17 protein-coding genes and 1 tRNA gene are annotated in these 12,382 nt (G+C 57.8%); 11 read left to right on the top strand and 7 right to left on the bottom strand.

Features of this window, described 5'->3' with window-relative positions; translation table 11 throughout:
- Nucleotides 1-40: 40 nt before the first annotated feature.
- From AC0L2F_RS13625 to AC0L2F_RS13615, 3 genes are all read left to right on the top strand, one after another.
- Nucleotides 41-655: a cell envelope biogenesis protein TolA gene (locus AC0L2F_RS13625; protein WP_473248698.1), complete on the top strand. Its 615-nt coding sequence runs from the start codon at nt 41-43 to the stop codon at nt 653-655.
- A gap of 3 nt (nt 656-658) precedes the next feature.
- Nucleotides 659-1,582 carry a DUF72 domain-containing protein gene (locus AC0L2F_RS13620; protein ID WP_473248697.1) on the top strand — a complete coding sequence of 308 codons (924 nt, stop codon included), beginning with the start codon at nt 659-661 and terminating at the stop codon, nt 1,580-1,582.
- A 107-nt stretch (nt 1,583-1,689) separates the two neighbouring features.
- Nucleotides 1,690-1,932, top strand: a complete 243-nt coding sequence (locus AC0L2F_RS13615) for a hypothetical protein (protein WP_473248696.1) — start codon at nt 1,690-1,692, stop codon at nt 1,930-1,932.
- 82 nt (nt 1,933-2,014) lie between these two features.
- On the opposite strand, the gene AC0L2F_RS13610 is transcribed toward AC0L2F_RS13615, so the two are convergent.
- Nucleotides 2,015-2,299: a hypothetical protein gene (locus AC0L2F_RS13610; protein WP_473248695.1), complete on the bottom strand. Its 285-nt coding sequence runs from the start codon at nt 2,297-2,299 to the stop codon at nt 2,015-2,017.
- Between the two features lie 346 nt (nt 2,300-2,645).
- Here AC0L2F_RS13610 and AC0L2F_RS13605 point away from each other — a divergent pair, with 346 nt between their 5' ends.
- Nucleotides 2,646-2,951 carry a hypothetical protein gene (locus AC0L2F_RS13605; RefSeq protein ID WP_473248694.1) on the top strand — a complete coding sequence of 102 codons (306 nt, stop codon included), beginning with the start codon at nt 2,646-2,648 and terminating at the stop codon, nt 2,949-2,951.
- Between the two features lie 62 nt (nt 2,952-3,013).
- Here the strand turns inward: AC0L2F_RS13605 and AC0L2F_RS13600 are convergent, their stop codons facing one another.
- The gene (locus AC0L2F_RS13600; protein WP_473248693.1) at nt 3,014-3,361 is read right to left on the bottom strand and encodes a response regulator; all 348 of its coding nucleotides are present in this window, start codon (nt 3,359-3,361) and stop codon (nt 3,014-3,016) included.
- A gap of 524 nt (nt 3,362-3,885) precedes the next feature.
- Between AC0L2F_RS13600 and AC0L2F_RS13595 the strand changes: the two genes are divergently transcribed.
- Both AC0L2F_RS13595 and AC0L2F_RS13590 read left to right on the top strand, forming a co-directional pair.
- Nucleotides 3,886-4,038 (top strand) — tRNA-Leu (locus AC0L2F_RS13595).
- A gap of 119 nt (nt 4,039-4,157) precedes the next feature.
- Complete coding sequence (locus tag AC0L2F_RS13590) at nt 4,158-4,394, top strand: hypothetical protein (RefSeq protein ID WP_473248692.1); 237 nt, start codon at nt 4,158-4,160, stop codon at nt 4,392-4,394.
- A 33-nt stretch (nt 4,395-4,427) separates the two neighbouring features.
- Here AC0L2F_RS13590 and AC0L2F_RS13585 read toward each other — a convergent pair whose 3' ends face one another.
- The 3 genes from AC0L2F_RS13585 to AC0L2F_RS13575 form a co-directional block, all read right to left on the bottom strand.
- A complete protein-coding gene (locus tag AC0L2F_RS13585; RefSeq protein ID WP_473248691.1) occupies nt 4,428-5,435 on the bottom strand; it encodes a DUF2971 domain-containing protein in 1,008 nt (335 codons plus the stop codon).
- A 35-nt stretch (nt 5,436-5,470) separates the two neighbouring features.
- Nucleotides 5,471-6,145, bottom strand: a complete 675-nt coding sequence (locus AC0L2F_RS13580) for a hypothetical protein (RefSeq protein ID WP_473248690.1) — start codon at nt 6,143-6,145, stop codon at nt 5,471-5,473.
- Nucleotides 6,146-6,257: 112 nt separating this feature from the next.
- Nucleotides 6,258-6,863 (bottom strand): ATP-dependent DNA ligase, encoded by a 606-nt coding sequence (locus AC0L2F_RS13575; RefSeq protein ID WP_473248689.1) that lies wholly within the window; start codon nt 6,861-6,863, stop codon nt 6,258-6,260.
- 350 nt (nt 6,864-7,213) lie between these two features.
- On the opposite strand from AC0L2F_RS13575, the gene AC0L2F_RS13570 reads away from it, so the two are divergent.
- The 5 genes from AC0L2F_RS13570 (at nt 7,214) to AC0L2F_RS13550 (ending at nt 10,357) form a co-directional block, all read left to right on the top strand.
- On the top strand, nt 7,214-8,041 hold the full coding sequence (locus AC0L2F_RS13570; protein ID WP_473248688.1) for a hypothetical protein: 828 nt from the start codon (nt 7,214-7,216) through the stop codon (nt 8,039-8,041).
- 22 nt (nt 8,042-8,063) lie between these two features.
- Nucleotides 8,064-8,384, top strand: a complete 321-nt coding sequence (locus tag AC0L2F_RS13565; protein WP_473248687.1) for a hypothetical protein — start codon at nt 8,064-8,066, stop codon at nt 8,382-8,384.
- Between the two features lie 56 nt (nt 8,385-8,440).
- Nucleotides 8,441-8,746, top strand: a complete 306-nt coding sequence (locus AC0L2F_RS13560; RefSeq protein ID WP_473248686.1) for a hypothetical protein — start codon at nt 8,441-8,443, stop codon at nt 8,744-8,746.
- A gap of 104 nt (nt 8,747-8,850) precedes the next feature.
- The gene (locus AC0L2F_RS13555; protein WP_473248685.1) at nt 8,851-9,132 is read left to right on the top strand and encodes a hypothetical protein; all 282 of its coding nucleotides are present in this window, start codon (nt 8,851-8,853) and stop codon (nt 9,130-9,132) included.
- Between the two features lie 916 nt (nt 9,133-10,048).
- Nucleotides 10,049-10,357, top strand: a complete 309-nt coding sequence (locus tag AC0L2F_RS13550) for a hypothetical protein (protein ID WP_473248684.1) — start codon at nt 10,049-10,051, stop codon at nt 10,355-10,357.
- A 680-nt stretch (nt 10,358-11,037) separates the two neighbouring features.
- Here AC0L2F_RS13550 and AC0L2F_RS13545 read toward each other — a convergent pair.
- Both AC0L2F_RS13545 and AC0L2F_RS13540 read right to left on the bottom strand, forming a co-directional pair.
- Nucleotides 11,038-11,382, bottom strand: a complete 345-nt coding sequence (locus AC0L2F_RS13545) for a response regulator (RefSeq protein ID WP_473248683.1) — start codon at nt 11,380-11,382, stop codon at nt 11,038-11,040.
- Nucleotides 11,383-11,840: 458 nt separating this feature from the next.
- Nucleotides 11,841-12,212 (bottom strand): helix-turn-helix transcriptional regulator, encoded by a 372-nt coding sequence (locus AC0L2F_RS13540; RefSeq protein ID WP_473248682.1) that lies wholly within the window; start codon nt 12,210-12,212, stop codon nt 11,841-11,843.
- Nucleotides 12,213-12,382: the final 170 nt, after the last annotated feature.

The following is a 12,382-nucleotide window of genomic DNA, read 5'->3' as shown; positions in this document are numbered from 1 at the left end:
CCGTCCTAGGGAACAAAGCTGCATCGGGGAACATTTGACCATGATGCCGCGCAAACTCAAGGTTTTTCAAACGTCCCAAGGGTTTTTCGATCTCGCGATCGCGGCGCCGTCCATGAAAGCGGCGCTGGAGGCATGGGGCGCAAGCAGCAACCTCTTCCATCAGGGCTTCGCAGAGGAATCCGAAGACGGCGCGGTGATCGCAGCCGCCATGGCGAAGCCCGGCATCGTGCTGCGAAGGCCAGTCGGATCAAGCTCCGCTTTCAGGGAGCACGCGGACCTGCCGTCCGCCGCATCGCTTGACGCACGCCCGCACAAGGAAAAAGCCAGGGCGAAGAAGGCGGCTTCCGCAAAGCCTTCGCAGCGGGATGAAAAATCAGAGCGTGAGGCCGCCGCAAAATACGAGAAGGAAGAGCGGCAGCGGGAAAAGCTGCGCGCGAAGGAAGAGGCTGAAGCCGCGAAGGCCCGCGAGAAGCGAAACGCCGCGGTTGAGAAAGCGCAAACTGCCCTGCTGCAGGCGGAGGCGGAGCATGAGGAAAAGGCCGACGCTCTTGCGAAGGATCTGGATGCGGTACAGCGCCGCGTGGAGGCCGAGGAAGAACGCTGGCGTAAACTCAAAGAGCGTCTCGACACAAACTTGCGAAAGGCAAAGGACTGACCGATGCCCCGCTCGCCTGCTCCTGAGATCAAAGAATTGACGATAGAGGAAAGACGCGAACGGCGCCGGCTTCGGCGTGAGAAACAGCGCGAAAATAATGTCGCACGCGCAGCGAAGATGCACCGAACCCGCCTTAAAATGGAGAGCGAGGGACTGAAGCCCGCGACGGCTTTGAAGAAGACCGTCTTCGTAGGCTGTTCCGGCTGGCGCTACTGGAAATGGCGGGACTCGTTCTATGCGGACGTGCCGCAACCGGACTGGTTCGAGCATTACGCGTCCGCCTTCGACACGGTCGAGATTAACGCGTCCTTTTACTCATGGCCGACCGTCGCGAATGTCCAGGCCTGGCGCCGTCAGCCGGGCGGCAAGGATATCGTCTACACCGTGAAGGTCTGCGAGCTCATCACACACGTCAAAAAGTTCACAGGTACAAAAACGCTGATCCGCGATTTCGGGATCATCGCCGATATTCTTGGCGAGCAAATGGGCTGCTTTCTTTTCCAGCTGCCGCCGAGCTACCGCTATACCAAAGCCCGGCTGAATTCGATCGTCAGCCAGCTCGATCCGGCCCGCCGCAACGCGGTCGAGTTCCGGCACAAAAGCTGGTGGAATGAAGATGTCTACGCTGCCTTCCGCAAGGCCGGGATTATCTTCTGCTCCTGCAGCGGTCCGCGTCTGCCGGACGAGCTCGTCCGGACGGCAGACGAGGTGTACGTGCGCCTGCACGGGCCCGAGCGCTGGTATCGGCACAATTACTCAGACGATGAGCTATCGAAATGGGCCAGCAGGATCAAGGAGAGCGGCGCCAAGCGCGCGTGGATTTATTTCAACAACGACTACGACGCCCATGCGCCCCGAAACGCGAAAACCCTGCACCGCATGCTCTTGCCTCCGCGGCCCAAACGACGAAGCACCCGTCCTACTTAGGAACTGCGGCGCCCGCGCAAGCTTAACCTGCGCGGCCCGCCAAATGCGTCAGTGCCGTCCGGCAGGGTCGTGCATCCGGCCGGTGCCATTCCGAACCCGGAGGTCGCATGCTTTTCTGGTATTCAGCCCTAATACTGATGGCCGATGCTCTCCAGGTGATGGATATGCGGCTTCGCCAGATTGCGGCGGGCAATGGCACCTCCGATGAAATGTTTCTTATGGTGACGGAAAAGCTCGATGCTGCGGCAGAGGCCCGCACCATTTTCGTTCGTGGCGGCGATTACAGTCACGTCCTTGATCACTACCGGAAAATCGTCGCCGCGAATGTCGAGCGCTTGTCGGCGAGGTAGACGTTGGGTCAGCGCTTTTTCTGTGTTTAGGAACGTGGCGTCTGCAAAAGTGACGACCGTCTTGCGATCACGAGGACAAATCTCAAAGGTCCTCAGTCGACTGCAAATACCCGCTCACATTCCGACTTGTAGAGGCGCCATTGGGTTTTCCGGCAGGCGGTGGGCTCGGGTTCGGTAAGCCGTACTGCTCAGCCCGTTTAATTGCCAGCTTCCGATAGGAAGCCGCTTGCTTGAGCAACTCCGTTCTGAACGTGCTGTCGGATTCGCCGTCCGCAAGACTTTCCAGTTGCAGCGCCCTTTCAAGATACTCGGTGAGCAACTTCATCTGTAAGCCGATCTGGTCGTTCCGGTCACGAACGTCGGGCACCTGCCAAAGGTTCCTGTCAAGGAACCGTAGAGCCGTTCCAACGCTCGTATATTAGAAATTGCCGCTTTATCCCAAGATTTTTCTTGCCGAATAATTTCGCTCTGGCATGCTCTCCAAACCGGGGGCTGGTTCATTTCGTATCTATTTTCACCCGGGCCGGTGCGGCAGCAATGCTGCACCAAATGTTTTGAGTACGCATTTATCACGGCTGGTTCTACTACTCGGGCCGCCTTCGGGCGGCCTTCCCTTGCAAGTTAAGAGCGCAGCGATCGAGTTTCTTGCTAGCTTTTCCTTCTGGAAATCGGAAGACATCCGCTTTTAAAGTATCATTCTCGGGGACATTGCGATGGCAAAACCTGCCGTTTCCCGTAATGCGTTTCGCGGGCTATTCGCCTTCTACGCCGCGAAGGCCCATCACGACCACAATAGCGAGGGCGAACATCGCCTTCTGAAGCTGTTCGGCTCTGCGAACGACATTCCCGACGGTTTATTGCAGCGATGGTCGGATGGAGTGGATCCACTCAACTCAGAGACGGTCGGTAATATCTTGGGGCCTCGCGCCCATCAAATTGCCGAAGGTAAAGCGCAGTACGATCACGCTAGCGATTTTCTTCGCACGCTCCTGAGAGACCTCGGACAAAAATCGCAGTGATCGAACTGAGCGGCGCGTTGTCGGACCTGGCGCTCGGGCATTGGGCAAGCTGATCGCGGCAGCTACCGCGAGAGCGTCGCTATGCACCGCTGCAGCTCGTCCAACTTGAAAGGCTTCATCAACAAGGGCCGACCGTGAAAACCTTCCGGCAGTCCGTCGGCTCCGTATCCACTTGCGAAGGCGAACGGGATTTTGCGGCTCTCTAAAGCTTCAGCGATTGGCCTGCTGCTGTCCCGGCCTAACTGCACATCCAAAATCGCCAAGTCAAAATCCTTACCGCCTTCCGCGAAGGCGAGCCCGGAAGCCAAATCGCCAGCTTCGGCCACGACCTGATGCCCAAGCTCAGTGAGCATGTCATCCACCATCATGCGGATGAGTGCTTCATCCTCGACAAGGAGTATGGAAGCCATCGCCTTGTCCCTTAGCTAGATTTGCGTGTGCTTGTGACAGGTACGAGTGCCTGAAGGGCAGTAGCGCGCAATTCTCCCAGCGCATAGGAAAGGCGTTCCGCAGCACCAAATGTTCGACGAGTAATTTCAGGACCACGATGAGGAAGCTCGCGGCATAGGCCTTCCAGCACCAATTCCATCTGGACGCGTTCAGATAGGGTCATCGCACTCACCAGGCGCAGAAACAGCAGCAGGGAACTTTATGGAACCCTGTCCCGATTGTCGTCAAGCTGCCGTCTAGGAATTGCTGACCTGCTCTGTGCCCCGTCTTCAGTCCGCCCAAGCGACATCGACGCCTCACGTTAGGCGAGCTCGGCAACCAGATGGAAATACTCTTGGTTTAGTCTGGGCGCACTTCGGCAGGCGCGTATCAAAAGCCAGCCTGACAAGTGTGCGAGGTCGTTTGCCTCTGTCGAGGCCGCTTGGGCCTCATCGGCGGAGTCGTCTGACTCCTTGTTTTGTCTGGGGCGCAGGTCCCTCTAGGCGCGATAGATGCGACGTGTTTACACAGAATAACTACACATAACACATCGTACAGCAATATAACCATAAATTTCAATTAGTTAGCTTTACGCTCAAGGGACTTAAAATCCCTCAACGGCAACGTTATCCGGGTTCGAGTCCCGGTGTCCGCACCAACCATTTCAACGACTTAAACTGGATTTTTGTTTCAGGTTTCAAATTTCGATTTGGTGTCGTCAACAGACCGTCAACAGCCCATACACTGCTTGATCGCACACGAATTCACGTCGAGCCGATGACCCCCTACCCCGTCAAGATCACGTTCGGCGAGATGCGCCAGATGGGCGTGCGCGGCGTCCTGATCTACTGCCGCCACCGCTGCGGGCATCACACCGATCTCAATGCCGAGCAATGGCCCGACAACGTCCGGCTCAGCGACGTCGAGCCGAAGTTCGTCTGCACAAGATGCGGTCGACGCGGCGCCGAGATCCGGCCGGATCATCAGCCGGCGCGGATGGGCAGCAACGCTTGACGCCGAAGGACTGCCGCTCTTTTTTACCGCTCTTCAGGTTCGGATCGGGATGCCCGATACGAAAATCTTGTCTCCGGCATCCGAGACACCGGCAGTAGTAAGCGCACCCTTGAACGCCTCATACATTGCCAGAGGATAAGGTGAAGGACCGATAATCAGACGGTCAAACATCGCCGCGAGATCAAGCTCTGCGAGAACAGGCGAAACCGAGTCATCGAGCGGAATTTTACAGATCATCTGTGGGACACCGCCGATGACCGCCGTCGATTGCTCCATGAAAGCGGAGGGCGCTCGCTTCGGCGAGTAAATCGCCCGCCATTCCAACTCCTCGCCGAACCCCTCGTGCTTAAGACAAGTAACACCAGCCAAAAGCATCTGGAAAACGTAGTTTTTGATGACCTGCCGATCAACACCGCTTAGGAGATCACACTCGCGGCCTACGTTCTTAATGACCTCGCCGATGATGTCGTGAGTTTCAGTTTCGGTCAGATACGCCACCGGACTGAACAGCAAATTCAGAGCGTCCGCTCCAGCCGAAGCGTACGGAACGCGAATGACCAACGCGACACGGGCGGACGTGTTTCCGAACGCGCGCCACATCGATAAACGACCATGGAGGTCTTCCGTCGCTTTGTGTTCGGAAATCGATGCAATATAGGTGTCGTCACGAATGTTGTTCCACCACCCATTAAACAGGTTGATGGCTTCCATGGCCGCGCCGGGCGCGCACTGATCAAGCGCGGTCGTAAAAGCATCCAGACGCGGCTTGTCGGAAAAAAACTTCGCAAGAATGTCGAACCCATGATGCACCTCGCGATAATCCGACATGCACGTCGTGTTGCGCATCCACAACCGCTTCGTGTTGATGATGTTGAGCGCGTTTTCTGCTGACGTGTAATGAACAAACCGTGGGTCTGGATTTGGCCCGCTGAAGAGAGCATCGCGTTGCTTCCGGGCTTGAGGCATGAAGATGGCCTCCATCCGGTTTGCGAATACAATCTGTTCTGGCGTCCGCGCAGCACTTGGTGGTGATGCCGTCATTTAATCACTCCCCGTTATTATTTTTTCGGACGCACTCAAGGCGACTTCGGAGCGGTGACCGCAGGCGTCGACGGATAGAAATGCTCTTTCACCACTACGCCCGCAAAAAACGCAACGATTGCGCTGACCATCATTAGGATCAATTGATCTCGGTTTCGTTGAAAGAAACCACGTCTTTCGGAGCGGCGCTGCATCTTGATCACAGATACCCGGCGCAGGTTCACGTAGCTAACCCACGGTCCCCACAGCGACAGTCCATTCAAAACGCCAGAGGCTATCTGAGCGGCCAATTCAGGCCGAGCGTTCAGAACGAAAATATTTAGCAACACCGATACCGTGGGGAGGAGCATCGCGAACCAGAAACGGTATGCCCAAGGAAACGGCCTTTGACATCGCGACAGAATGCCGTCGAGTTCGAGCCGTAGCTGCGCCGCTTGTGGACCCGGCGAGATGAAGAGCCGCGCCTCCATGCGACTGAGTTTTATCGAAACGGACGGCTGAGTGGTGTCGACATCCAAGACGAAGATTGTCGCTTGCTCACCAACATGTTCTTTCAATTCATCAAGACTTTTGAACTCGTAATCCGCCGTGCTGATGGTGACCTCGGCGTGCTGTTTCAGAGAGTTGACGATCTCGGTTAGATCCTCCCACCAAAGCACGACCGGGCCATAGCTGCGCCAAAAGGACTGTTGCTTCCTGACTTTTTCCAATGTTGATCCCGCGCTCAGCTTGATGCGTGCCGGCGGGATGCTAATCGACTATAGATTGCCGGCGATATGGGACTGTGCCGGCTATCCCCAGCCAAAATGACTGGCAATCGGCTCAGCCAAGCGCATCCATCACGCGGGCAAAGGCCGGATGCTGCCGGTTTTTCACCTTGATCCAGTTCGGCGACCGGCCGGCGCGATACCAGCTGTCGGAGCGTTTCGACACCAGCCCCTCAAGGCCGAGCTTGCAGGCGTGCCTGAACAGATCTGGGCCAACCTCGCCCTGTTCGAACGGCGCGAGGTGGACGCCGTCAACCGGCCGCGCCAGCAGCCGCTGCAAATTTGTCTTGCGCAGGGTCAGCGGCAGCTTGCGCAGATCCTCGCCATCCACGATCAGGACGTCGAAGGCGTAGAGCTGTACGGCATCGTCGTGCTTCCTCGAATGCAGGCCGTCGAAGTCGGAGACGCCGTCAACGTTGAGCAGCACCGCCTCCCCATCGATCACGAAGTGCGCAGTCCTGACACGCAGCGCCGCCTCGACGATCCGCGGGTAACGCGTGGTCCAATCGTGGCCGTTGCGCGTGAACAGCCGCACCCGGTCGCCAACGCGCTGGACGATCAGCCGATAGCCGTCATGTTTGATTTCGTGGATCCAGTCGGGACCGGTGGGAACCTTGGTGCTGCGCGTCGGCAGGCACAGCTGGAACGGGGATTTCCGCATGCGGGCTATCTAGGCAGTTTCGCTGCACTGAACAACGGTCTCAACGGGCTCACTCGCGCCACTCAAAGGCGATCAAATATTTTCTTGCAGCTCCGATCCCAACGGAACCTTGGATCCTCTTCGCGAGGTTCAGCTTTTTGCCCTGAAGCAAGGTTGCATACGCGATGGTTGCGTAATTTACAAATGCTCGCGGACGGATTGTGATCACGTCAGGCCCTGGCAGAGCCCCCAAGCAATTCGAACACGTCGCGCCGCAAGCCCCCAAAGCCCCGGCATGACGTCTAGGCGATCCGGTCTCTTCTGACAGGGCGACCGGGTCGCTGCTTGTTTGGAGGGAAATGATGTCGGACATGCCGAGTGCCAGCCGCATTTTTGCCGACCGCTACTGCCGCGACCTGAAGCGGTTGGAAGCCCTGCACGCCAGTAACATCTCGCCCGGCACCACAACATGGCGCGATGCCATGATGTCGCTGGTCGCACGGGTAGCGCAGGCACGCAGCCCGATCAAGCGGGCGGACATCCTGCGCAAGGCCAGCGCCTATCTCGACAGTATCGAGCCTGAGAACCACACCCATCTCAGGATGGCCACCCAGATCGCATCGAGGTCGGCCCGTCTTGCCCTTGCCACCTTCAACGTCGATCTGCATCCACTGATCGGCGTCGAGGAAGTTGGCATCAAGGTCATGCATCATGCCTGCCAGTGCGAACGCAATGGCCGCTATGACGGGATGTGCGATGTCGATCTCGCCTTTATCTCAAAGCACGCTATCGGTCGCCTGCACGAACGCGGTCATGAGCCGAGCAAGCTCGGTACGACCCGCGTGATCGCCTTCATCGGCATGCTCGGCTATCTGACCAAGGCCAGCGACAAACACTTCATGGGCCAGCTCTGCCTGCACTTCGATGACACGCTGGTGGTCGGCTCCCTGAAGCATTCGCGGAAGCTGCTGCTGGACGGTCAGCCGATCAACGGCACGTTCTATGACGTTCGCACCGTGCTGCCGGCCGATGAGGTCAAGAACACCGACATGATCGAGCAGGGCCGCATCGCCACCGGCGTGGTCGCGTCGTGCTTCACTGACCCCACCAAGGTCTTGCACAAGCTCGCCGATCAAATCCCGTTCCTGCCGCGGCGCCCGGATGACTACACGCTGCGCGTGGCGGTGGTGAGACATTGATGACGACGTGGAGGGAACAGCAATGACCGAGAAGCCGTCAAATAAAGTGACCGATGCTGATCTGATTGCCTTCGTAGAGAAGGCACGGGAAACAGCGCAACTGGATCTAGGGTACGAGGTCAAGGAACGCTACGCGCGGATTTTCACCAGACGAGACCAATTTGGCGAACAGGTCAGATCAGTTTTCCGCTTCGTCGACCTGACCAATGGCAATGTCCTGAGAGCCGATGGCTGGAAGCGCCCGAACCTGAAGGTGAGCAATTCGATCCAAGGCAACATCTACGATGCTGATCGAGGCTGCGCTCTCATGCTTCCTGGCGGCGGGCACCGCCGAGAAATATGACTGTCCGGAAACAACCGAAGCTTCGCCACAACGCGCGAACGTATGAGCAGCAATGCATGCGTGACGCCGAGATGCGCAAAGCGGAGAAAGCAGCGGAAATGTCTGCACCATATAGATTTGGGGTGGATGCGCGCGCTGCGGCGCGCAAGATCCTGCGCGGGCAATGGGCCATCGAAGATGCCGAGCAAGCCTCGCAGGCGGTGTCGCTGCCGCCGCACATCAGCCGACTGGAGCCCGGCGAGCTCGACTCCGACAAGCTTCAGTATCTGCGCCGGCCATATCTAGCGGCGATGCGGTTGCTGGAGCCTCGCGACCGTGAACGCGAAGTGCAGCGGCTGATGCGGGAGCTGGCACTGGAGTGAGCCGGAGGAGAGATAAACTGACCGCTAAGCAGTGAGAGATACTGCAATTAGAAGCCGGAGAAACTTGCTGGACTGAGCGGCGTGTGATCGGACATTAACCCAACTTGCAGGAGGTTGTTTTTGAACCCGCAGCTGCCCTAATTTGCCTTATTGGCCGCCCACTTCTGGACGTTGCCCAAAAACAAAAACGGGGCGCGGAAATGGTCCGTACGACCGGAGTTCCTAAAACTTCTACCATTTGGTTGAAACAGGACGAAGATCAGCTCTTGCAGATGCGCGAGAGCGGAGTCTCATTCAGAGAGATCGCGAAAGCCCTCGGTCGCAGCCAAGCATCGGTCGAATCTCGTTTTACCTTTTTGAACAAACGGATCAAATCGAAAGCTTGAGCCACTCACGGGCTTGATGGGTGCCCGAAAGGCCGCACACCGTCTCTTGCTTGCGCTGATATTGGAGCCGCCAGTTGCTTGCTACCGTGGTGGTCCTTCTGACGATTCCGAAGCAAGTGCCGCCAGCGTCAGTTGTGTTGGCTGCCCGCGCGAGCCACCGGCATTGGCACAAAGTGCAGTAGCCAAATACGGGCATTCTGTTTGTCTAAGGTGGCGCCTTGCCAGTCTTTAAAGCCCCCAAGCTTCCGACGATTGGCGAGAGCGTCGAAGGCCCCGGCGCGGCCAGCTTCGCCGGGGCCGGTCAACGCGGGATAGCTCAAGACGATGGACGCTGAGGCCGAACGGCAACGTGGTTTGGAGTTGGGCCGGCGGTGGGCGGAGCACGCTTCGGCACACGAGCTGGCCACCATGGTGAGCGGCTCATTCGATGACCTTAGCCAGATGCTGCCAGCGGACCTGTCAGATCATTTCGTCGGCGGCTTTCGCGAAGGCGTGTTGCACGTCTGGCGTGGAGCCTAGGCCCTCATCACTGCCCCCCGATGATTATCATTTCCGGGCGCAAGGCGCTTGCCGCTCCACTTCTGATTTTACGGAAACTTAATAAGTCATTGCCAACGTCTTGAGCATTGCAACGCGTCGCGGCAGCGACTCCGTTTCCGCCAGTTATCATCTAGGACCTGCTCGGTTGGCAGTCTCTTCATGGGAGAGGCCGATGCTCAAAGGATGCATGATTGCTGCTTTCGCACTGCTTTTTTTGGCGTTGTGCGATCATCAAGTGTCAAACGGAAAGTACACTGACGCGGTTCTGGTCATGACGAAGCAGATAACTCGCTCGTTTGGCGTCTGACAGAGCGGCGAATCCATTCAGACGGACGAAGCATAGACAAACGTGAAAAGTATCGGCTAGTCATTTCGCATGGGCTGGATTCCGAATTGGCTGCGACGGGCAGATGTCACGCTGCGGCCTAGGGCCGGCGCTCAGGTCGACTTACAACCGCTGTCGGAGCGCAGCGGCCGATGGCTGAAGGCGAACTTGTTTCGCTTTCCGGGCGCGGTGTGGTCGCGGAAGCGTGGCTGTGTGGAGCTGTCAGAGGGCGACGTGATCGCGCTGCATCTTGTTGTCGAACGGATCACGGAAGCCGGGTTGAAGGTGCGGCTGTCGGGGCGCCTTCGCGGCTGGGACGGCGCATCGCCTGTCTGGACTTTGCTGGTGCGCAAGCGTTAGCGGCGCAAAGGGGCGCTCCTAAATTGAAGTAGGATACTTTGGGCCAGAGGCCCACCGCCAGCAAGAGAGCCGCCTGCTTTGGCGGCCTTACTCTTTGGTCTCGGGGTGTAGTTCAGCCTTCCTTGCGATCAGGTCGGCGACGAGTTGGGCGATTCCGGTAGCGGCTATCTGGTCGTTCACGCGAGAAGCCATCTCGCGGTATCGTTCGATCTTCTTGTTGAGATCGATGCACTTCTCACACATGGGCCGCCCCGCTGCGGGTGTACGCGGTTCCCAATTGACAAATGATCAGATGGTTCCCCCGCTAAGCCCAAAGCAGGGGCCTTGCCGCCGAATGTTGCGCAGTCCCACCAAGGAACATTCGCCACGTTGCCCCATTGTCCCGACGACGTTTCCCCAACGTCAAAACAAGTACAAACGGCCTCAGCTTCTCGCCTTGCCCCCCGGAGCTGAGGTCGTTTCGCTTTGCCGCTATGTCACGTCTCTTTGGCACAGGCATTGCACATCGATTGGTGACTGGGATTGCTGGTCCCCAGTTCGGTACAGGGCGCCGCCGGGACGCTTCATTTCGAGCCCGGCGGCGTATCTTTGTGGAACATCAAAAAGCGCAGCTAACAGGTCGGTATCCTTGTCGCGGATGCGGGCGCCCCTTGAGCGGTGGCGTGATGGCTTCCCGTTTGTTAGCGCAACAGAGACGCTAGACAGCGCTCAAGCTCCTCGATTGGGAACGGCTTTTCGAGGACCGGATAACCCTTAAATCCTTCAGGCACGCCGCCCGCCCCATATCCGCTCGCAAAGGCAAACGGAACGCCGTTGCTTTGCAGCACTTCTGCGATGGGAGCAGAGCTATGTGCTCCAAGCTGTATATCGAGAATGGCGGCATCAATGCCCGGCATGGAGGCGAGCAAAAGCCCATCTTGCAAATCATTAGCCTCACCAGCGACGCTATGACCTAGCTCGACCAACATATCCGCCATCATCATGCGTATGAGCGCTTCATCCTCGATCAGAAGCACGGACGCCATAACACTACCCCCGAGCACGTTTTGCGCGAGTCCTACATCGTTCCGGCTACGGAACGCAAGTTCCGATCCTGCGTTAATAGCCGGTGCCGGTGCGTCTTCGGCTTTGTTGCGCCAGCCTATGAAGCCGAGCGAGAAAGTTTACTCTTCGTGAAATTGTTAACCGAATACCTCGAACGAGCACTTCAGCTAGAACAGCTGGCTTTGGGCGAGGCCGACACCCGCTTCAAAGACCAATTGTTAACCCAAGCACGCGCCTACCGGAAGCTCGCGGCCAACCGGGCAGCGGAATACGGGCTTACGCCACCGAGCCCGCCTGATCCGAACGCGTCCGTTTGAATAGACGCCGAGATCTCGGCGTTTCCTGATTCCCACCGTCGCGACTATGCTGTCTCGAAACTGATGGGAGACCAAAGCGAGACCAGCGTCAGTTTGCTTTCCTCGGGACAGGCGCGTGGCGATCACTGGAATTGGTTGTTTTGCTTGGCCCTAGCAAGAGTTTGGGAAGGTAGTTCACGAAAGGCGCGACGGTAGATGCGCGAGAAATCGCCCAGGTGCCAGAAGCCGTTGGCGAGTGCCACCGCCTTGACGCTACACGCGCCCGTCGAAAGTTGAAGCCGCACATTCGAGAGCCTTCGCGAACGAAGGTAAGCATGCAAGCTCATGCCAAGCACGGAGACTGAGGCCGAGTGCAACTTGCGCACGGATGTACCGATTTGCTCCGCGAGATCTCTGCTGTAGAGCGGTCGTGAAGGCGGCAGTACGCGAACGAGCGCGTCTAGCTCGGCAATAATTGCACGTTCACGTCGTCGCAGCTCATCGGTGGCGCTCATCGGTCCCTCGAGCACCATGACCGGTCAGCTAAATGATCGAGTGATGTGGGACAGCATGGTAGTCGCCGCTCGTGAGTAGCGGCCATGGTTATATTGCTCGTCCACGAAATTAAGCGCGAGGAGAGCGACGATAATGGCGCCTGCAACTCTCATACCGAGACGATGGTCCT

The sequence above is a fragment of the Bradyrhizobium sp. Ken64 genome, assembly GCF_055807555.1.
This window is presented reverse-complemented; position numbering and strand designations above follow the sequence as displayed.